18 protein-coding genes are annotated in these 22524 nt (G+C 36.7%); 16 read left to right on the top strand and 2 right to left on the bottom strand.

Translation table 11 applies throughout. The annotated features are described in order from the left end of the window. The first annotated feature begins 214 nt into the window (after window positions 1–214). From AC07U8_RS08060 to AC07U8_RS08120, 13 genes are all read left to right on the top strand, one after another. Entirely contained in the window at window positions 215–3799 is a 3585-nt protein-coding gene (locus tag AC07U8_RS08060; protein ID WP_494737660.1) for a type VI secretion system Vgr family protein, read from the top strand. Window positions 3800–3867: 68 nt separating this feature from the next. Further along, window positions 3868–8928 (top strand): RHS repeat-associated core domain-containing protein, encoded by a 5061-nt coding sequence (locus AC07U8_RS08065; protein WP_494737661.1) that lies wholly within the window; start codon window positions 3868–3870, stop codon window positions 8926–8928. Between the two features lies 1 nt (window position 8929). Further along, a complete protein-coding gene (locus AC07U8_RS08070; RefSeq protein WP_494737662.1) occupies window positions 8930–9388 on the top strand; it encodes a hypothetical protein in 459 nt (152 codons plus the stop codon). A 317-nt stretch (window positions 9389–9705) separates the two neighbouring features. Next, window positions 9706–9954 carry a hypothetical protein gene (locus tag AC07U8_RS08075; RefSeq protein ID WP_494737663.1) on the top strand — a complete coding sequence of 83 codons (249 nt, stop codon included), beginning with the start codon at window positions 9706–9708 and terminating at the stop codon, window positions 9952–9954. 17 nt (window positions 9955–9971) lie between these two features. Further along, window positions 9972–10172 (top strand): hypothetical protein, encoded by a 201-nt coding sequence (locus AC07U8_RS08080; RefSeq protein ID WP_494737664.1) that lies wholly within the window; start codon window positions 9972–9974, stop codon window positions 10170–10172. An 89-nt stretch (window positions 10173–10261) separates the two neighbouring features. Further along, window positions 10262–10684: a hypothetical protein gene (locus AC07U8_RS08085; RefSeq protein WP_494737665.1), complete on the top strand. Its 423-nt coding sequence runs from the start codon at window positions 10262–10264 to the stop codon at window positions 10682–10684. A 104-nt stretch (window positions 10685–10788) separates the two neighbouring features. After that, the gene (locus AC07U8_RS08090; protein ID WP_494737666.1) at window positions 10789–11238 is read left to right on the top strand and encodes a hypothetical protein; all 450 of its coding nucleotides are present in this window, start codon (window positions 10789–10791) and stop codon (window positions 11236–11238) included. Then, window positions 11235–11729 (top strand): hypothetical protein, encoded by a 495-nt coding sequence (locus AC07U8_RS08095; RefSeq protein WP_494737667.1) that lies wholly within the window; start codon window positions 11235–11237, stop codon window positions 11727–11729. Before AC07U8_RS08090 ends, AC07U8_RS08095 begins: the two co-directional genes overlap by 4 nt. 104 nt (window positions 11730–11833) lie before the next feature. Beyond that, a complete protein-coding gene (locus AC07U8_RS08100) occupies window positions 11834–12274 on the top strand; it encodes a hypothetical protein (protein WP_494737668.1) in 441 nt (146 codons plus the stop codon). A 366-nt stretch (window positions 12275–12640) separates the two neighbouring features. Beyond that, on the top strand, window positions 12641–13078 hold the full coding sequence (locus AC07U8_RS08105; RefSeq protein ID WP_494737669.1) for a hypothetical protein: 438 nt from the start codon (window positions 12641–12643) through the stop codon (window positions 13076–13078). Window positions 13079–13090: 12 nt separating this feature from the next. Further along, window positions 13091–14242, top strand: coding sequence for a tetratricopeptide repeat protein (locus AC07U8_RS08110; protein WP_494737670.1), 1152 nt, complete (start codon window positions 13091–13093; stop codon window positions 14240–14242). 111 nt (window positions 14243–14353) lie between these two features. Continuing rightward, window positions 14354–15076, top strand: coding sequence for a tetratricopeptide repeat protein (locus tag AC07U8_RS08115; RefSeq protein ID WP_494737671.1), 723 nt, complete (start codon window positions 14354–14356; stop codon window positions 15074–15076). 377 nt (window positions 15077–15453) lie between these two features. Then, complete coding sequence (locus AC07U8_RS08120) at window positions 15454–16638, top strand: hypothetical protein (RefSeq protein ID WP_494737672.1); 1185 nt, start codon at window positions 15454–15456, stop codon at window positions 16636–16638. 112 nt (window positions 16639–16750) lie between these two features. Here the strand turns inward: AC07U8_RS08120 and AC07U8_RS08125 are convergent, their stop codons facing one another. Together AC07U8_RS08125 and AC07U8_RS08130 are read right to left on the bottom strand one after the other, a co-directional pair. Continuing rightward, window positions 16751–17584, bottom strand: a complete 834-nt coding sequence (locus tag AC07U8_RS08125) for a DMT family transporter (RefSeq protein WP_096733824.1) — start codon at window positions 17582–17584, stop codon at window positions 16751–16753. A gap of 75 nt (window positions 17585–17659) precedes the next feature. Then, the gene (locus AC07U8_RS08130) at window positions 17660–18640 is read right to left on the bottom strand and encodes a LysR family transcriptional regulator (protein WP_004721384.1); all 981 of its coding nucleotides are present in this window, start codon (window positions 18638–18640) and stop codon (window positions 17660–17662) included. Between the two features lie 100 nt (window positions 18641–18740). Between AC07U8_RS08130 and AC07U8_RS08135 the strand changes: the two genes are divergently transcribed. From AC07U8_RS08135 to AC07U8_RS08145, 3 genes are read left to right on the top strand one after another with little or no spacing between them, the layout of a single operon-like run. Then, a complete protein-coding gene (locus AC07U8_RS08135; RefSeq protein ID WP_004721382.1) occupies window positions 18741–19853 on the top strand; it encodes a tartrate dehydrogenase in 1113 nt (370 codons plus the stop codon). Window positions 19854–19895: 42 nt separating this feature from the next. Continuing rightward, window positions 19896–21551, top strand: a complete 1656-nt coding sequence (locus AC07U8_RS08140) for a BCCT family transporter (protein ID WP_151802785.1) — start codon at window positions 19896–19898, stop codon at window positions 21549–21551. Beyond that, window positions 21548–22501, top strand: coding sequence for an alpha/beta hydrolase (locus AC07U8_RS08145; RefSeq protein WP_494737673.1), 954 nt, complete (start codon window positions 21548–21550; stop codon window positions 22499–22501). The genes AC07U8_RS08140 and AC07U8_RS08145 overlap by 4 nt, the downstream gene beginning before the upstream one ends. Window positions 22502–22524 lie beyond the last annotated feature (23 nt).

The following is a 22524-nucleotide window of genomic DNA, read 5'->3' on the forward strand; positions in this document are numbered from 1 at the left end:
CATCAGCTCAGTGTGATAATCGTGTTTTAAGCAGGGGCGTATTTTTAAATAAATATTTGATAAAACAATGAGAAATTTTTATCTTTTATATGAGTTATAATAAAAATAGATGCAGTTTTGCTTAAATGTTAAGCACAAGATAGACTAGTCTGTATAGACAAAGCCCTAAATTTTTTAGTACAATTGATCACAATTTAGAATTAAATAATAACGCATGTCTAACAATATTTACGCTGCTTTGGAGCAGCTTGGCTTATCAGCACAAAAACGTGCGATTCACGTACAATTTTCTAATTCGGCGTTGAGCCAACAAGTGTTCCTACAACGTATCGATGGAACACATCAAATCAATGAGGGTGTTCGGCTCCAACTCATCTGTCTTGCGACGTCAGCAAGCATTCCTTTAAAAAGCTTTATTGGAACTCAAGCTGCAATCGATATTGTCACAGATAAATCTGAGTTAACCCGTATTTCAGGGATTGTGACCCAAGCCGATATTGGCGCATCTGATGGTTCTCTTACCATCTATCGTCTGACTGTAGAAGACCCAACAGCACTTTGGAAACATCGTAGAAACTCTCGAGTATTTATGAATAAGTCGGTTGTGGATGTGATCCAAACTGTATTCCAAGAATGGGCACAACGCAGCCCACTGTTTGCCTCAAGTCTAAGTTTAGATAAGAGTGGACTGAGCAAAGACTATGATGTGCGCCCATTCATTATGCAGGCTTCTGAAAGTGATTTTGACTTCCTGACCCGTTTGATGAGAAGTGAAGGGATTAACTGGCTGATCGATGAAGCACAACTTAAAGTGTCGAGTTCAACAGAACAAATCCAAGCACAAAAGCTTCGTTTAATTGATGATAATTCGCAATTTAGTGCCTTAGAACGCCGCAATATTCGCTTCCATAGAAGCAGCGCCGTAGAAAAAACTGATTCAATTACCAATTTTATTGGTCAGCGTTCCATTCAACCGACTTCGATACATATCCAGCGTTGGCAAGCTGATGTATTGGATATTGATGAAGGCGCTGGCAGTGTCCAAAGTAAACACAGCCATAGTGAAAATTATGACAATGCCAGTTTAGCTTTAGAACAAGCATGGCACTTTAGCCCTGCATGGATTCAAGACTTGAATGGCGAAGATGGTGCAACGCCATCGGGCAACAGTCAGATTGAAAAGTTTAACCAAAACCTCAGTAACTATTACGATTCACAAGCCAAACAATTTACAGCAACGTCAACTGTGCGCGATGCACATGTTGGTTATTGGTTTGAACTAAATGAACATCCTGAAATAGATCAACACTCAGGTGCAGACAAAGAGTTTTTAATCACGGCTAAAAGCTTTTATAACCAAAATAATTTACCTAAAGATCTCACTGATCAAGTCACCGCTTTAGTCCAACAAAGCAATTGGCAAACAAGTCAAATCACCAGCAACACGAGTGATGAACGTCAAGCCAGTAATTTAACCATTCAACGTCGTAACATCAGCACGGTTCCAGCTTATAACCCATTACAACACCGACCGATTGCATCACCACAACGGGCCAAAGTGGTGGGGCCAAGTGGAGAAGAAATCCATGTTGATGAATGGGGGCGTATCAAAGTCCGTTTCCTGTTTAGCCGTAATGAAGACAATACCCATGATGGCGGTGCGGGTTCTAATGACAACGATACAGATTCAGCTTGGGTCGATGTCCTGACCCCATGGGCAGGTGAAGGCTATGGGGCGCGATTTTTACCGAGAATCGGTGAGATTGTTGTTATAGATTTCTTTGATGGCAACATCGACCGTCCATTTGTGGTTGGGCGCATCCATGAAGCGCAACGTCATCCAAGCAAGTTTGATGACAAAGGCAAACTGCCTGATACCAAGAAGCTGGCAGGAATCAAAAGTCGAGAGTATCAGGGCAGTGGCTACAATCAACTGAGGTTTGACGATACTACTGGCCAAATCAGCAGCCAGTTACAGAGTAGTCATGGGGCCAGCCAACTCAACTTGGGCAAACTGAGTCACCCAAAAGACAAAGCGGAAAGTGATGATCGTGGTGAAGGTTTTGAACTTCGTACTGACCAATGGGGAGCCGTTCGCGCAGGGCAAGGTTTACTGTTTTCGACCTATAAACAAGACCAAGCCAAAGGTGATCACCTTGATTCAGAGTTTGCCAAAAAGCAACTTGAAGGCAGTCAGACCAACAGTAAAGCTTTAAGTGATATTGCCAAGAATCAAAAGACGGATGAAATAGAATCGATTGAGCAACTCAAAGCTTTTGCAGAAGAAATTGAAAAAGATGTTGCTAAGTATAAAAAAGCCATCATGTTACTCAGTTCTGTTGATGGGATTGCTTTAAGTACTCCTGAAGATATCCATCTTTCAGCCACAGGCATCATTAACCATACTGCGGGCGATAGCATCAACTTGAGTACCCAAAAGAATCTTTTGGGGCAAGCTTTAGGCAAAGTAAGCCTATTTGCTGCACAAGGTGGCATTAAAGCCATTGCAGCACAGAGTAAAGTTGAAATTCAAGCACAGTCAGACGCTTTAGATGTATTTGCTAAACTGGGGATTACCATCTCATCTACAGAAGATCGGATAGAAATCAGTAGTCCAAAAGAAGTGTTGATTACTGGTGGTTCATCACAGATTGCCCTAAATGGCTCAGGGATTTTCCCCAAAACAGGTGGGAAATTTGAGGTGAATGCAGGGCAGCACACATTTAAGCCGGGTGCCAGTGTCAGTAAATCAGCACAACTGCCGCCATCGAATCCGCTCAAAGGCGCACTCGACTTATTAAAAAGCTATGGTGGGCAAGACTTCTTTAAACAAACCGGCTTTAAAGTGATTGATTCATTTGGCAAGCAAGTGTCTGGCAAGCTGGATGGCAATGGCTTTGCCCAAGTGACAGGTATTGCACCTGGCCCTGCCAAAGTTGAATTTGAAACTGATCCACGGAGTGCATGGGATAAAGCAAGTCATTTTAACCGTGATTATACTTGGTCAGAAGAAGTGGTCGGTGGTGCCACAAGCTTTGCACAAAATGCTTTAAATTCAGTGGGACAAAATATGATGTCCCAACTCAAAAACAATTTATTCTCTTTGAATGCTGACTCATTGAAAGATATGGGCAAAAACGCTTTAAAAGACTTAGGCACACAAAGCTTGGGACAATTTAAAGAACAATTTACTCAAAGTGCATTAGGTTCCGTCTCTTCAGCATTGAATTTAAATTTATCTCCGTCACAGATGATGAATGTGGGACAGATGATTGCCAATCCAAGTCAATCCCTACAAAACATTAAAGATCAAGGCATCGATTTCTTTAAAGACCAAGCCTCAGCATTGTTTGCTCAACAGACCAGCGGTTTGGTTTCTAATATAACTGCTGGAACAGGATTTGGGTCATCACTGGGGCAAGGTTTTGTTGCAGAGTCATTTGGCGCTGCTCAAAATGGGTTAGATGCCCCAGTGAAAGTGGTGGATGATTTTATTAAAAAAGATGAGTATTTCTCTCGCTTCTTAACCTATAGCATTACCACTCGAAAAGGCGATGCATCAGTACCCACGATCCCGCAAAATATTCCTCAACAAGTCAGTCAGCCTGCGCCAATTTTGACTCAACAGACTCCACAAGCGACAGCACCTGTCGAAGTGAGAAAACCGCAGTCGATTTATGATATGGATAAGGATGTGGTACGGATGGATCTGGAAGAGTCTCGTTATGTCACCAAACAAGTGACTGTGCGGAAAACGGCTGCTGAACAACCAGATGTATATAACGCGCGAAATAAATAATTGAACATTTTTTGAATTTTAATTGATTGAAATTAAATTAAAAATTAGAACGTATTAAGGTTAAGCTTATGGCATTTATAGACAGTAAAAATCAGACCGCAGGGTCAAATACACAGCAACAACCAACCGCTAAAGAGACCAAGCCAGCGGTAGAGTTGGCAGTATTTAATTTGGCCAGCCTGACGCATACAGAAGACCATAAGTTTATCGCGCATCAAATCCAAAACTATTTACAGGCTTGTGGAAATACCAGCCTAGAACAGATCAAAGCAAGCGCCAATGTAGCGACAGTCGCCAATATCTTTGCATTATCCGGCAGTGTTTTAGACCTTATTTTATTTGCCACTGAACCCAAACAAGCTGAGGCAGGCGTACAACAATCGGCATTGTTAAGCATGAACTTAATCGGTTTATTTTTACAACCGGATACAGAAGCACATGTGCGTATGGCTTTACGTCCAATGCTGGGTTTAATGGCAGAATGTTTATACCCAGCCAATGGCAAAATCAAAGAAGCTGATTTACGACGTATGCAGCTACACTTAAATGCGCAGATGGCCGGCGATTTAGAAAAATTCCTACAAGAAACACAAAGTAAATTATCAGGTTTATTGTCGAGTGCTACGACATTAGGGACTTCAATTTTCCAAGCCTTTAGCAGCAGTGCTGTAGCTGGATTACCCAGCGTTGCTGCAGCGGGAGCCACAGCTGAAAAACGTGATCCCAGCAAGCAGTTTAGCAACTGGGCACAGCCATTGATTGATTTGTTGGGTACACCTGCACAAGCTGATATGACCGCAAAGATGACCCCGAATATCGCAACACGATTAACAGAAGAAGTGCTTAAGGCGACACCACAACTTGCTACAGTGATTCAACAACAAAGCAATGCAGGAACTCAATATAGCCTTGCTTGGTTGATTCAAGAAACCCTAAAAGCCATCCAAACTCAAGGTAAAAAAGCCACAGCCAGTGTGCCGTTAAACCAAACAGGCGAACATGAGCAGCATATCAATGGTGATATTTTAGAGTTTGTCACCTTACAACCTGATGCTTTAAATGATCCGATTTGTGCTACCAAACTAGCTGATTCAATGCCGAGTGACTCAGCAACCAAACATAGTATCAGTTATGCGATTGGTGCTGAGCGGGTTAATCATTCAGATTTTTATTTACCTAAAGTTGGTTTTGCCTTTAGTCGTCAATATAACTCTCAAATGAATGAGTTTGACCACAGTATGATCGGCGCACGTTGGATGATGCCATTTTCCAATGTGATCATACAAAATCAAAATGGGTATTTATTTATCGACAGCAATGGACGCAAACATCAACTGCCTGCTTCGATCGTTTATGAAAAATATTACGTACCCTTTGAAGGCTTTAGTGTCGCGCCACATGACGATGGAGATTTATTGCTGAATTTTGGTTCAGACTGGAATTTCCATTTTCATAGTTTTAATGCTGGAAAACATTATCACCTCGTTCAACAATTTAATGATCGGACTGATGAAAAGGTGGTTCTGACCTATTTACTGTTTGAACAATTTGCCTATTTACAGGCGATTGATTTTCAATTGAAGCGTGCTAAACACTTAGTCAAATTTGCTTTTAATGAACAAGCCAAAGTCATTGCCGCATTTGTCGATGATCAAGTGGAAGCATTGGCACGTTATGAATATGATCAACAAGGCAATCTGATCAAAGCCATTGATCAAAATGGACATACACGCAGTTATGAATATAACCATGCCCATCAATTGACCCGTTATACAGACCGTACTGGGCGTGGGCAAAATATTCGATATGACTCTACCGCACCCAAAGCTAAGGCGATTGAGGAATGGGCAGATGATGGTAGTTTTAAAACCCGTTTAGAATGGCATCCACGTTTGCGTCAAGTGGCCGTCTATGATGCTTATGAAGTTCCAACCTATTATTATTTTGATTTAGACGGTTTTACCTATCGTACTCGTTTAGCCGATGGTCGTGAAAAGTGGATATCTCGAGATAGTCAAAAACGGATTACGCGTCAAATTGATTTTGCAGGCTTAGAAACAGAGCAAGTCTATAACGTTCAAGATCAATTGGTGAAAATTGTACAGCCAAATGGTGGCATTATCCTGTTTGCCTATGATGAAAATGGTAATCTGACTGAAACTAAGGACCCAGAAGGCAATATCTGGAAAAAACAATATGATGCTGATGGCAATGTCAGCAAAGACATTAATCCTTTAGGACATATCACCCAGTATAAATATAATAATGACAACCAATTGGTTGAAGTGATTGATGCCAAAGGTGGCTCAAAGAAAATTCAATATAATGATCTTGGACAGATGGTGTCGTATACCGATTGTTCAGGGAAAAGTAGTGCTTGGGAATATGATGAAGACGGTACACTGACGGCACAAGCCTCTGCGGATGCACAACAGGTTCAGTATCTCTACAGTACTCAAGGTAAAGACCGAGGACAGTTACAAGCAATCATTTATCCTGATGGATTAAAAGAACAATTTGAACATGATGAAGAAGGGCGTTTACTTAAGCATACTGATAGTAAAGGCTTAATCACCCAATATAAATACAATCAAGTCGGGCTATTAGCGCAACGGGTCGATGCCAATAGAAACCAAATCGGTTACCAGTGGGATAAACAAGGTCGAATTCAAAAACTAAGCAATCAAAACCATGCCGAATATTTATTTGACTATAATCGTTTTGGGCAATTGGTGCGTGAACAAGCCTTTGATGGTGAAGAAAAGCATTTTACATATCATGACAATGGATTTTTATTTCAAATCCGCCAACCAAATATTCTGACTCAATTCGGCTATCATACGGATGGTTCGATCGCGTCAAAAACCTATACCCATTTGCAAACTCGACATCGTCAAGTTGAAGAATTTGAATACAACTTAAATAATCAACTCAGTAAAGCGACCAATACAGAAAGCCAAATTGATTTTTATCGCAATCAACTCGGACAATTGGTACGTGAGCATCAACACTATAAAGTAGCAAATCTAACCCCACTCACAGCAGTATTACGTTATGAGTACGATGAATTGGGGAATTTGACTCAAACCATTCGACCAGATGGACAAGTACAAGCCAATCTAAGTTATGGATCAGGGCATATTTATGGTATTGCTTTTAACCAACAAGATATGGTGGCATTCCAACGCGATGATTTACATCGTGAAACCATACGATTGCTGGCCAATGGTTTAGTGCAAACTAAGAATTATAATGATGTGGGCTTACTCAGCTCACAAATCATTCGCCCAGAACAAGAAACAGCGGACAGGGTACAATTTCAAGCAGAACGTCATTATCACTATGATAACAACTATTTGCTGACTCAAGTCGATGATAGTCGTCTAGGAAAGTTAAATTACCAATATGATCTAATCGGGCGTTTAATTAAAGCGCAAAACCCATATAAGACTGGAAGCTTTAGTTTTGATCCTGCGGGGAACTTAATTGATCCGATTGCCACACAAGCTGCGCAAGTGAAAAATAACTTGATTAGCCAGTATCAAGGCAAACATTATAAATATGATGCACAGGGCAATGTGATTGAAACCACTCAAGCAGGTCAGACCTTAAAACTCACTTGGGATAACTTAAATCGTCTGATTCAAAGTGACAGCAATGGTCAAATCACAGACTATGGTTATGATGTTTTTGGTCGCCGATTATTTAAGAATAATCATCAAGACCACAGCCTAACCTTATTTGGTTGGGATGGTGATCTAATGATATGGGAGTCATATCAAGCAAACCAAACTCAATCAAAACAGCAAGACTACACCAAACACTATGTTTATGAACCGAATAGCTTTGTACCATTATTACAGACAGGTTATGCTGGCTTTATTCAGCTGATAGAAACACCTGACTATCGCCAATTCCAAAACGTACCCTATTCGATTTATAAAGATCCTGTATGGAAAACTGAAACCAGAAAGAACAAAGCTGAATTAGAGCGCGTTTCCTTTTATCACTGTGACCAAGTCGGTACACCACAAACTTTAAGTAATGAGTTAGGGGAGTGTGTTTGGGAAATCAAACAGGATACATGGGGCACTGCTTTAGAAATTAATACAACAAACCAAGACAATCCATTGGAACAAAGTAATATCCGTTTTCAGGGTCAATATTACGATAAAGAAACAGGGCTACACTATAATCGTTATCGTTATTACGAACCGTATAGTGCAAGGTATGTAAGTAAAGATCCGATAGGATTATTTGGGGGTTTACATAGCACTAAGTATGTTAGTGATCCAAATCAGTGGGTGGATCCGATGGGGTTGATGGCAAAGAGTGAAAAGGAAAAGATGGCAGCGAATAATGCTTCTGTTCTAAAGAATAAAGCAAATGAAACTCAGTTAGCTAAGAGTAAATGGGGCGTTACAAAAGTAAGTGATTACTGGATTGGTCAACAAGAAATTTATAATCCAAATGGGGTTAACTTGGATCAAAAAGTTCAAAAGAAAGAGTTCTCGGGCATGATGGGAGCTAATTCTGCTATCAATGATTATAAAAAAAGAAATGGTAATTTTGAAGGTTGTAGTAGATGTTTTACACTAGATTATATTACTGGAAGTGTAGGAAAAGGGCCATTTTCTTTTGGTGTAAGTTTAAATACACATAACAATGATATTTTTATTTCACCGATAAATGTATCTATGCAAGGTGGCAAAGATTTAACTATGGGGGTTGGTGAAAGGGCGGTAAGTGTTCTAAAAAATTCAGCAGAATTAGCTACAAATTCACTTTTACCATTTAATACAAGTATAAGTTTTGGTCATATTTTTAACATAGCAAATGCAGATGATAGAGCAGGTGGTACTAATCAATTTTTAGGAGGTGAAGCAGTAACATTAAGTGCGACCCTTCCTCGGGTGCCAGTGGCTGTGGCAGCTACAACCTCATCAGGAAACCTTGAAAACTTAGCTCCATTATACGGGAAGCCTAATTTAAAGAAATTCATTAGAGAACCTATAGGGGGAGAAATTATGATTACAAATGGAAAAGGAGTAGACTTAAATAGGAGTAATTCTATACCATTAGAAGAAGTTGTTGACAAAGTAACTAAAAAAATTGGTTGGAAAGATTAATATGTTTAAATGCCTAGTTTTTGTTTTTGTTTTAATATTCATTAGTAGTTGTGCAATTAAAAATGATAAACATGATCGTGTTAATTATGAAGAATTATCTAAAGAATTATTTTCATCATATGACTATCGATATGAAATGCACAATTCAAAAGAAACATCTGATGGAAGTAATGTATACATTTTAAAAGATAAAATGAGTAAAGAAGAATTTGAAAATGTAGTCGAAAAAAAAATAATTAATAAAGGTTGGAAAAAAATACCAGCATTATTTGATGATCAATATATGTACTGTTACGATAGAAAAAATGCAATAAGTATAGTTTATCCAACCCGAGTAAATTATCGTAATGAAGATGGTAATAGTATGAGTGTGGGAGATGGAAATTTGGATAAATGGGTTGTGTTCTATGGCTATAATGTATATGGAACTACTAATTGTAAAAAATATTTTAAAAAATAATTTATGATTACACTAATCGCAGAGCTTATAATTAGTATTTTTATATCTAATCTGAAAGCAGAGAGTCATCCCTATTTATTTTTTTAGCGGTCAATTATAATTATTTTAATGATGATTATCTAATGCCTTTTAATGACCTAATATTTTTTTAATAGCACAAGCAATAAGAGTAATAGTTTTAGTAATTTTTCTTTTAATTGATTATTTGTTTCCTGGCAAGAAAGATAAATTTTTTAAAAATAGTCATTCTAATTAATTAGTCTATAAGCTATGATACAGCTTGTAAGTTGAAGGTCTTAAATAAAACTAGAGGTGTAATGAAAAAACTGATTGCAATAATAATGTTGTGCACTTTGTTTATTTCAAGTTGCATAATTAAAAAAAGTAATGTGCCAACTGATATCGTTTATAAAGAGGATTTTAATAAGGTTATAAATACTTATTTTGTTCAATATGAGCCAAAATCATTTAACCTTATTGATAAAGATTTCGCGCAATATATGGCTATTGATATAAGTAAGAAAAAGATGGATTTTTATGAATTTCAACAAGTTCAAAAAAATTAAATAGAAATGGATGGAAATTGGTTGATCAAAATGATGGATTGTTTAAATATTGTTTAAATGAATATCAGATTTTATCAATTCTATTTCCAAGTAAAAATAATCATTATGATTCCAAAGGTAATATATTTAAATATGATGATAAAAATAATTGGGCTCTAGAATTATATTTTAATGCTTATGGTGTTGATTATTGTATGGGATATTATAATAAGCCATAAAATATTAGCAATATGTAGTGCTGCGTTTTTACATAAATTATTAAGGATGATGTGCTATCAAGAGGTTTATTTATTTAAGGACTTTGATCTTGTTTTTGCAAGCTTGTAATGGCATACATAAAGATAGTTCTGAAAACAATGAAATTGAAGTTGAGAAAGAAGTTTCTTACTTGTTTGAAGGTCATAATTATGATTTAAAGGTAGGTATGCAACGAGGTTTTGCGAACTACTATAATGTATTTATTCCTAAGTCTGATTTATCCTTGTCTGATTTTGAAATGATAAAAAGTAAAATAGAGAAAAATTGGAAGTTGGTTTATACATCTGAGGATCAGTATGTGTTTTGTTATGATCGGTATAATCAAATGACAATTATTTATCCAGAAAAAATGGACTATTATGATAAGTTTGGGCAAAAATTATATATGAAATCTAGCTTGTTGGATCAATGGAATATAGGTGTTATTTATAAGAAAGAAGGAACGTCATATTGTAAGGATGTAAAATTTTAAACCAATAGATTTCTTGCGGAACTATAATTTATTGCTTTTAATTTTATTAAGATATTGATTTTTATTTATTTTAAAATTTTAGTTAATCTAAGGGATAAAACATATTGTATAAAATTATTTTTTTAATAATTTTGAATCTATTTTTACAAGCATGTAATGATATAGATAGTTCTAAAAGCAATGAAATTAATGTTGAAAAAGAGATTTCTTATTTATTTGATGGCTATAATTATGATTTAAAGGTAGGTATGCAACGAGGTTTTGCAAACTACTATAATGTTTTTATTCCTAAGTCTGATTTATCCTTATCTGATTTTGAAATGATAAAAAGTAAAATAGAGAAAAATTGGAAGTTGGTTTATACATCTGAGGATCAGTATGTGTTTTGTTATGATCGGTATAATCAAATGACAATCATTTATCCAGAAAAAATGGAATATTATGATAAATTTGGTCAAAAATTATACATAAAATCTAGTTCTCTTGATAAGTGGGGGATAAGTATAAAGTATATAAAAGAAGGAACGTCATATTGTAAGGATGCTGAATTTTGAATGGTTTTTTATTGACAAAACTAAAATCAACTTTGGATAAAACTTATAGATTAAAAATGCATAAAATATTCTTTTCTATACTAGGATTATCCTTTTTCTTGGTGTCTTGTGTAAATAATAATCCAAATGAAAAAAGAGTTGATATTCAAAATTTTTTAAAAATTGTTTTTAAAGGGTATAAATATGAGTATGAGCCTGGGATAGTGAAGCCTAATGCTGAAATGTCTAATATTTTGATATCCAAAGATAATATGAGTAAAGTTGAATTTTTTGGTGTTGAAGAAAAGTTAATAAAAGAAGGATGGGTAAGAAAGGATGTTTATAATGGATTATATATATATTGTCATGGTATTTATAATAAATTAGGAATTTTATATCCAGAAAAGAATGAATATTTTGATAGAAGTGGAAGTAGAGTTGTCTTTGGTGATTTTAATGATTGGTTGATTTATTATGTATATAATGATGATGGTGTAAAAGGTTGTGAGTAATTTATATGGAGTTTTTATTTAAAATTATTTGGCGTGAATGAAAATTAAGATAGTAGTTTTCTTGTGTTTAAGAAAAATTGAATTCAAACATGAGGTGTAATATTTTGAAAATAGGTGAAAATATAAAAACACTGTTCTGTATTATTTCAACGGTTAACTTGATCGCATGTACAGCAGGTCTGAGGCCAGATAATTCAGATAAGTATGCTTTTGATGATAAAATGATCAAAATATTGGGTTCTGATGTTAAAATAAGAAATGCAATAAATAAATCGCAAACACAGATTTCTAATGTAGAAGTTTCTAAGGATTCAAAAAAACTTTATGAAATAATAAAGATATTAAAACAAGATGGATGGGTACTCAAAGGACAGGGTAAAGGGGTTGATACATATTGTTTAGGTAGGAATAATCGTATTAATATTGTAACTGCTAATTCAGGTCCTGTAATTGATTATCAAGGCTCAGTGTTGACTCCAGGAGATTTTTCTGTAAATGGCGTTGCGTTTATGTATCTAATTTCTGGTGTTGATTCCTGCAATTAATCTATTGATTTTAATTTTTTAAGTGTGGATCACTTTTTAAATCAGCTGTTTAAGGGGGAGCTGTAGTTAATAGTTTATATAATTGATAACTTTCAAATGAAATTAACGACTGATCTGGTATAACTCTTTGGAATTTTAGAGCAGGTCTAGCCCAACCCATAAATATAGATTGGTTAAATTTAACAACGCTAAAAGTAATTGAAACAGGGTCGAATACTTAGAAAGTAGATTGGGATGGAGAGTAAATATATTATTCAGACAAATTCGCGGTAAATTTTTAAAAAGGATAACAATAGGTTTAATTGGTTATATTTTAGGAAATAAAAATAAGTATATAAATTTTATTTATTTGAACGAAGAGATAAAATGAATCATCGTATTTTTTATATATTTTTAAGTGTTTTTCTATTTTTAGTTATCTATATTTTAGGCTACATAGGTTTTGTTTTGTCTGAAATTAAAGCAATTGGCGGTAGTGCCCAATGGGGAAGCGTTAAAGTACTATTACTTCAAAAGGCTCCAGATAGAATCTGGATCAGTATGTTCTATAAAGAAATACATATGATTAAAGAAAAAAAAGAAAGTGATAGAGTAGATTTCTATTATTCAATAATTATATTGGGAGGAGATGCTTTTATATATGATGCTGAGGCAGAAGCAATATTGTATGAGTATATTAATGAGAATGATAAGAAAATTTTATTGAAAAAATTAAAAAAATTCATAAAAACAGAAGGTTATAATAAGTTGAGTTATGAGAACAAAAAATTAATCAATAAAAGAATTACCAATTTCGAAAAATAACAAGGCAAGAAAATGAATAAATTTTTGATTTTATATTTGATAGGATGGTTGAGTGGTTGTGTAAACTCAAAAGTGAGCATTGCCGAAGAGAAAAATCCAAATATAATTTCAATTCCATGTGAAATTGCAAATGAGTATGGCACGATCAAATGTGGACTGATCCCAATAAGTCTAAGAAATGAAGTCAATCAAAAATTGATACCAAATTGTCAAATAGACTTTGAAAATTTTAATGATAATAGTAAAAAGTGCTTAGAACAGAATGATAAAAGGCCTGCTGATGCCTATATCTTAGGAAATTTAAAATATTATAGAGAGTTTTATGATAAAAATGAGGCAAAGGGATTAAAATATATCGAATATGCTGCAGAGCATCAGAATCCTCAAGCAAAATTCTGGTTAGCTAAAAAATATGAAGCAGAAGGTAATATTAATTCTGCAACTATATTAATAAAAGAAGCAGCTAATCTAGGAAATCCTCTGGCAATACATAGTTTAGGTGCAAGATATAGCAGAGGGATTGGTGTAGATAAAAATTTACATCAAACATTATTATTATTGAATCAATCGAAAGAATATATTCCTGCTTCTTTTTCAGAGATAGCTTTGATTGAACTCCAAAAAGGTAATGTTGAGGGGTTTGTTAAATATAATAATATTGCAATTGATAAAAAGTATTGGTTTTCTTATGCTGATTTAGCTGTTTTGTACTTGGGAGAAATGCCCAATCTTGAAGGTTATCGTGATTTGGATAAGGTTATTGATTTTTCGAATAAATTAATAGAAAATAATGTTGCTGTAGGGTATGCATTGAAGGCTAGAGTATTACAATATAAATCAGATGGAGTTGCTAATCCTGAGATTTGTGATTTATATAAATTATCCTTTGATAAAGGTTATTTATCTGCTGGTTTAAGCGTTGGTTCTGAATATTTGTTAGGTAATAATTGTTCTAAAAATTATAAATTAGCATTAACTATTTTTAATTCACTATATAGTCATTCAGATCAAGACGTAAAAGTTGTAGCAGCCTCAAATTTAGGTTATATGTATCTAAATGGGTTGGGAGTTAATCGTGATTTAAATAAGTCAAAAGAATATCTAGAATATGCTAAAAACTATGGATTTCAGCCTGCTATGGATATGTTGAATAAAATCCAATAAATATTTAAAAACAGCATGTAGCCTCTAAATTACTTTATAAAGTAACAAATTCTATGAGCCAATGAATGAACCTGTATATATAATAAAGATATAAACATTAGGACAACGATAATGCTAAAGAAAACGCTCTTTATATTGTTAAGCAGTACAATTTTTACAGTACATGCAACTCCTGATTTTTTAAGCTATAAAAATTGCAGTCCGCTAAATTTAAGTGATGCAAATTTTAGTCTTTCATCGAAAGATGCCTTTCCTGAATATTCATACATCACTAAAAATTATAACTTTTTGACGTTACCGATTTCAGATCAAGATCAACGTTACTGTTTAATTATCAATAATAAAAATAAAGTGATTGTGGATGCTATTCCAACAATGTTAAGCGGTATGTGTGCTGGAAAGTGGGATAAGCAAAAAGATCTACCTATTTGGGAGGCTGATGTCGGTGGGGGAAGAGGCGCAGTTGTTTATATGAATTATTCAACAAGCCAAAATTTAAAGAAATTGAAAAAGTCTGAAAGATTAGAAATAGATGAAATAATTAAAAGTATAAATTGCCAATTGCCTGTATATAGCAAAAATGATATTCAAGAGCTTAATGATTCTGCATTTTATTTATATAAATTAGGTTATTACAATGAATCTTTAAGCATTTTAAACCATGTTATAAAGCTAGATCCAAGTAGAGCAATAGCTTACTTAAATATTGCCGATATATATGTCGCACAAAAAAATGAAGCTCTCGCTAGGAAAAATTACGCTATATATTATGCAGAGATGAAAAAATTAGGTCTTTTAAGCAAAGTGCCAAATAGAATTAAAAAATACTTATAGTTAGGTTTTTTTAGAGAAGATTTTTCTCTAATTATTTTATATTCATTAGGAAAATTCGCAAAGACTCCAGCAGGTATTCTATTAAGCTATGATGACATTCATGTCTGGCAGATTTCTGTTTATAAAAGTACATCAAAGTTAGCTGCATGTAATCAAAATTCAAACGATTTTATTGATTTTAAGACGCTTTGATTTGAATCGTTGTCATAAGTTTGGTTTTTCAATAAAACCTAAAATCACAGTTTTTTTACCCCCTTATCGTGATTGAATCAATCCGCATTAAACACAGTCTGTAAATTCCGACTTTATAGTTTGCCCATTGTTTGTTGTACATAAATTCTTCATTTTTATATGAGGTTAAACAAGGATGTACAACAATGAAGAAGTTATTTCTATTTATAGGTTCAATGGGGCTTTTGGTCAGCATGCCTAGTTTTGCAGCAGATTTAAGTATAGGTAACCCTAAAACAGAATCAGGTGAACTTAAACTTTCAGGCGCAATCCGTACCCGATATATGTACAAAGATTATATCGTTGAGGCAAATGAAGGCTCTAAAAACAAGGATTGGCAGCTTGCAGATATTAAAACAGTATTGAGTTATGAAAATCCAAATTGGATTGCCTCATTAGATCTACGCTGTTACCAATACAGCCGCTTATGTGACGGATTATTTCTAAAAGATGCTTGGGCTGGGTATAAAATTTCAGACCAACAACGCTTTACCGTGGGCTTTCAGTCAGTTGATTTTGGATTTGGTCGACTGTGGGGCAACAGCTATTATGAAACCTTGCTAAATACGGTTGGCTTAGAAGATATTCAAAATCTAGGTGCCAAGTATCAGTTTAAAAATGATCAATACAATTTTATTTTAGGTTTTTACCCAACAGATGGTGGTAATTATACAGGGACATCCAAAGACGCAAGTCGCTATAGTGGTAACTTTGTTCAAGCCGATGATTTAAGCCAAGGCACAGATATCGATGAAAAAAATATGTGGGTGACTCGCTTATCTAAAAAATTTGAGTTGGACCCAGCGCAAAAGTTTTCAACTGAGATAGGTGGTTCATTCTGGTACTCAGATCTGGAAAATAATCGCACGCAGCAAGATGGTCATCGAAGTACGTGGAGTGTATTTAGCACAACCAATTATCAAGCATGGCAATGGCTCTTCCTTGCAGGTGAACAGAACATTAAAAATGCCGATAATCTTTTGCCAAATAGCTCAACCATCGGAGCATTTGATTATCCCTACCAAGTGGCCAATAAAGGCAAATTTATGGCCAATGAAATTAATTACACTTTGGCTCAACCCTTTTATCAGTTAGAAAATATTAAACCTTATCTGTCCTATAGCCGTTTCTTTAAAGATCAAAAGGGCTATCAAGATTCAGATCGTTTAATTGCTGGGGTGTATTTTAATTATAAAGCAGTAGGGATTCAGGGCGAATATATTTGGAGTCGTAATGATCCAATGACAGGCGGTAGTGCCAATGGTCTTGCACAAGGCGACAGTAATCAGTGGAATAAATTATTTTACTTATCACTTGGTTATTACTTCTAAAATTAACATTGAAGATCAACCAGTCTATTTAAAATAGGCTGGTTTTTTCGATTATGCCTACGCCAGCCATTCTTAGGAATAGTTGGCACTTAGGAATAAACGGCTGTTAGGGTTAGGCAGCTCTTAGGATCAATGCCCCGATTAAAATAATACATGACGAGACAATACGTATCACATTAACTTGCTCTTTAAGAATAAAGATCGAAATTAGCGTAGCAAATAAAATCGAGGTTTCACGCAGTGCGGCAACAATAGCAACTGGTGCAAGTGTCATCGCCCACAATGCGAGTCCATAAGAGAAAAATGAGCCAATCCCGCCAATTAAACCGAAATGCCAATTATGACGAAAATAATTACCCATCTGGTGATATTGCATTTTCAAGGCAAACATAAAAAAGATCAGACCTGAGAGCACAAAGCTCCATAAGATATAAGAAATGGGTGATCCTGAGAGACGAATCCCATGACCATCCACCAAGGTATAGCCAGCAATTAAAACTGCATTGAGCAAGGCTAAGCCAATCCCTTTTCGTCCGGTTTGAGAGGTCGCGAAGATCATAGATAAAATGCCGATGGAAATGGTAATGATCCCAAGCCAAGCATTAAGTTCTAATGTTTCATGCAGCAAGAATGTCCCTAAAACTGCCACAATAAGCGGTGCAGTACCACGCATCAGTGGATAACTTAGTCCCATGTCAGCGACACGATAGATTTTGGCAACCATGCCAAAATAGAGAATCTGTATTCCCGTTGAGGCCAAAATATAAGGCCAACTAGCGCGATGTGGTATCGGGAAAAAGGGCAGCAGTAGCGCTGCTAAAACTGCTGCTGATGCAGTCACCAATACAGTGGTTAAAAATTTATTTGAGCCTGCTTTGACAATAGCATTCCATGTAGCGTGAAATGCCGCTGCGATTAAAATAAGGCCAAATATTGCCGTGCTCATATGCTGCCTGCATGTTCATGATTGAATTAATGTGCATGATGTTGTTAAAAAAAGAAAGCAGGCAGCTGATCTCGATTATAAAAATACCTTTTCAGCGTGCTGTGTTACCGATTCTACCGGTTGAATCAGTTGTCCACGTGATAGGTTCTGAACATGCTGCAATCGATTCTGTAATTCATTTTGGATAAACAGGATACAGGTCTGTAATTTAGACGAGCTTTTTAAACGTGACGGATAGACTGCCCATACATCGGCATCTTGCCAGTATTCAGGCAAAATATGCTGTAACTGACCGCTAATCAACTCATCTGCAACATCCCAAATTGAACGTAAGATAATGCCATGACCTTCGACTGCTAATTGGTGAATAATTTCACCATTGTTGGAGATAAAACGTGGGGTGACATGTACCGACATATCTTCTGAAGCGTGGCGTAATTTCCATAATACCGAAGATTGGTCACGTTCACTGATGGTTAAACAATCATGACTACGCAAATCGTCTAAACTTTCAGGCATTCCATTTTTCAGTAAATAGCTTGGTGCAGCACAAAAAATTCGGAAATTAGAAACCATTTTTTTGGCAATCATATTGGGTGCAATTTCATTGCCAATCCGAATATCCAGATCAATACTGTGTTGAATTAAATCTTTCGTATTATCAATTGTATCAAACTGAATTTCTAATTTTGGATACATGGTCAGCAGTTTAGACAGGATTGGTGCAACATGTTTCCGCCCAAAACCAAAGCTGCTGACAATATCAAGATGCCCTGTGGGGGTACTTAATGGGTTATTGACCAACTCACTGATTTCATCAAATTCATCCAAAATATGAGCGACTCGCTCCAAAATCAGTTTGCCATCTTCAGTCAAACTGACATGACGTGTACTGCGATGAAACAATTTACAGTTTAAATTGTTTTCTAAAATGTTGATACGCTTACTAATAAATGCAGGCGAAACACCCAGTTCCTCAGCAGAATCAACAAAACTTTTACGTTTTGCGACTGTGCAAAAAACCTTTAAATCCGATAGGTTAGGTAGATTATTCACGATCCGTGTCCATTGGGGTGATAGTTTTATTATTGATCATTTTTGCTGAAAATAGCATGTTTACAGCTAAGGATATTAACCAAAGGTGTAAGGGAGCGTTATGGCAAAAAAGTATAAAGTTGCGACGATTGCAGGCGATGGAATCGGGTTAGAAGTTCTACCAGAAGGGATCAAGGTTGTAAAGGCAGCTGCAGACAAATATGGCATAGCGCTACAGTTCGATGCGTTTGAGTGGGCAAGTTGTGATTACTATCTTGAACACGGAAAAATGATGCCCGACAACTGGTTTGAAATTTTACAGCAATACGATGCGATTTTCTTTGGTGCAGTGGGTTGGCCTGAAAAAGTGCCAGATCATATTTCTCTTTGGGGGTCATTGCTACAGTTCCGTCGTCGTTTTGATCAATATGTGAATTTACGTCCAGTACGTTTAATGCCAGGGGTGAAATGCCCACTTGCAGGTAAAAAACCGGGGGATATTGATTTCTACGTGGTACGTGAAAATAGCGAAGGTGAATACTCTGCGATAGGTGGTAAGGCTTTTGAAGGTACTGAGCGTGAGTTTGTTTTACAAGAAGCTGTGTTTACCCGTCATGGTGTAGACCGCATTTTGAAATATGCTTTTGAGTTTGCCAATCAACGCGATGCTAAAAAAGTTACCGCTGCAACCAAATCAAATGGTATTGCAGTCAGTATGCCGTATTGGGATGAACGTGTTGATGAGATGGCAAAACAATATCCGCAAATCAAGGCAGACAAACAGCATGTCGATATTTTGGCCGCGCGTTTTGTGTTACAGCCTGAACGTTTTGATGTCGTGGTTGCTTCAAACTTATTTGGTGATATTTTGTCGGATTTGGGACCTGCATGTACAGGAACGATTGGTTTAGCTGCTTCTGCAAACTTAAATCCAGAACGTAATTTCCCATCGTTGTTTGAACCTGTACATGGTTCTGCACCCGATATTTATGGTCAAAAAATTGCCAATCCAATTGCTGCAATCTGGTCTGGCGCAATGATGTTGGATTTCTTGGCAGATGGCGACGAACAGGTGGTTCAAGCAGGTCAAGAGATTATGCAGGCGATTGAACATGTATTGCTACATGGCCCAAAAACACCAGATGTGGGTGGAACAGCCAAAACGGACGACGTTGGAGATGCGATAGCAGCATTTGTAACACATCAAAAAATGGACTTATTCGCGATGGAGTAATCGCCCTTAGGGAATAAACAATCAGGATCCAAGATGGATTGAATGGATATGGATAATCAAAATACAAAACTTTATACAGATAAGACACTTGCAATAACCAGTCTTGCCGTTGTGTTTATTTCGGTGGCTGGTTTGGCAATTTACTCGACTGAATCTATACAGCTTGCTGCTCAATGGATGAAGTGGACAACATCTGTTTTTACTACACCAGTGCTTTTATTTGCATTTTTATCAATTATTTTTACCTTTGCTTTGGCGTTCAGTAAATATGGAAAAATCAAATTAGGTGAAGGCAAACCGCAATACAGTACCATGTCATGGATTTTCATGTTCATTTTATCGGGTATTGGTTCTTCGACCTTATATTGGGGCTTCTTAGACTGGGCTTATTATTATCAAACACCGGGTTTAAATTTAACTCCTGAATCTGCAGAAGCATTGAAATATAGCGTTGCTTACTCATTCTTTCATTCGGGATTGAGTGCTTGGTCGATCTATGCGCTGGCTTCAATTTCACTGTGTTATAGCTACCACGTCAGAAAGAATAAAGGCTTGAGTTTGGCTTCAATGATTGAAGCGGTCACTGGCTTTAAGGCAACTGGACCTGTTGGACGCCTTGTCGATCTGATGTTCTTGTTGTGTATGTTCGGTGCTTTAACAATTTCTTTGGTGCTGACTGCGGTGACTTTTACCAATATTTTGTCGCAGCTGACAGGTATCCCCAATACCTTTATGACCAAAGTGGTGATTATTTTTGCAGTATCGATTTTATTCGCCCTGAGTTCTTATGTGGGGATGGATAAGGGCATGCAACGTCTCAGCCATATGGTGTGTTTAGGTGTGGTGTTGTTTGCGATTTATGTGCTGTGCTTTGGGCCGACCCAATTCATTATGAATAACTCGCTGATGAGCTTTGGCTTAATGGCAACCAATTTTGTCGATATGAGTTTATTTACCGACCCAATGGGCGATGGAAAGTTCACCCGTGAATGGACCGTATTTTATTGGTTATGGTGGATTTCTTATGCACCGGGTGTGGCGTTATTTGTAACGCGTGTTTCAAAGGGACGTACCATCAAAGAAGTGATTCTTGCCATGGTCATCGGCGGTAGCGTTGGTTTATGGTTCATCTTTGGGGTGTTTGAAAACTACAGTGTCTATAACTTTATTCACGGTATGGTCAATGTGCCACAAGTTTTAAGCCAACAAGGTGGTGAAGTTGCGATTAGCCAACTGCTTGGTTTATTGCCTGCAGGCAAGCTGATGATGTGGATTTTCCTTGGGATTATGGTGATTTTTCTTGCAGCACATATGGATGCTGTGGGCTATGCAGTGTCGGCAACTTGTACCCGTGGTTTACGTGAGGGGCAAGACCCATCACCAAATGCACGTTTGTTCTGGTGTGTGATGCTAACCCTTGTCCCGATTGCGATGATTTTCTCTAAAGCACCTTTGGACACCATGAAGACCGCGACCATTGTGACTGCTTTGCCATTCATTGTGATTATTTTGATACAGACCTATGGCTTGGTGAAATGGTTGATTGAGGATTATTCAAAGGTTCCATCCCATCTGATAGAGCAAATGAGTTTTAGTGAGTTGGAATCTTTAGATCAAACAGATGCAAATAAACATATGCACATTGATGTTGCAATTGAATCCACTGCGGATAAAACCAGTCAAAAGGAATTGTCATGACACAACAACCGAGCATGCACTATAGATTGAGTGAAGAAATGCAGAGTCTGGTGTATTGGAGCAGCATTTATTCACCTGCGGATGATGATATCGATTCTATTCGGGCTGCGTATGATGCGATGTGCTTACATTACACCTTACCACGTGATGGTACGGTCAATATTGAAGATAAAACTGTGCCGCAGCTCAATCATCCAGTCAATGTTCGGTTGTATTCACCATTGGGTGAAGCACCAGCGACAGGTTGGCCATGTATTTTATATCTTCATGGTGGTGGTTGGATGGTGGGAAATCTTGATTCACATGAGTTTATCACTCGCTATTTATGTCGTGATTTAAATGTTGCTGTGCTAAGTGTGGATTATCGCTTAACACCAGAACACCATTTTCCAGCTGCATATGAAGACTGTGAAATGGTATATCACTGGCTCTATCAACATGGTCTGCAATGGAAGATTAATCCAAATCAAATTGTTTTGATGGGGGACAGTGCGGGCGGTAATTTAGCGGCTGCACTTGCAGTGCAATTACAACATACAGGGGCTCAAGCCTGTGGTCTGGCAATGATTTACCCATGTTTGAGTAGTGGTTTTGATACGGCATCCTGTCAGCAGCAAGCAGATGCACCGTTACTGTCGCTAGCGGATATGCATGATTACTTGCAAGCCTATGCGCCAAATACAAGCGACTGGCAGGACTTACGTTTATCACCACTGTTGGCACAGGATTTTTCTGATATGCCCCGTAGTTTTATTGCTGTGGCTGAGTATGACCCACTCAGTGATGATGGGCGTATTTTTGCTGACAAGTTAAAACAGGCCAATATTGCAACCGAATTTTATCTCGGTAAAGGATTACTACATGGCAGTTTACGGTTAGTACGTGACTGTCCTGTGGTGCAAGATTTATATCAGCGCATGCTGAATTCGTTAAAGCCAATGTTCAATTGATTTGAACATCAGCCAATTTTAAA

This window comes from Acinetobacter sp. GW821-FHT01E09 (assembly GCF_059422385.1).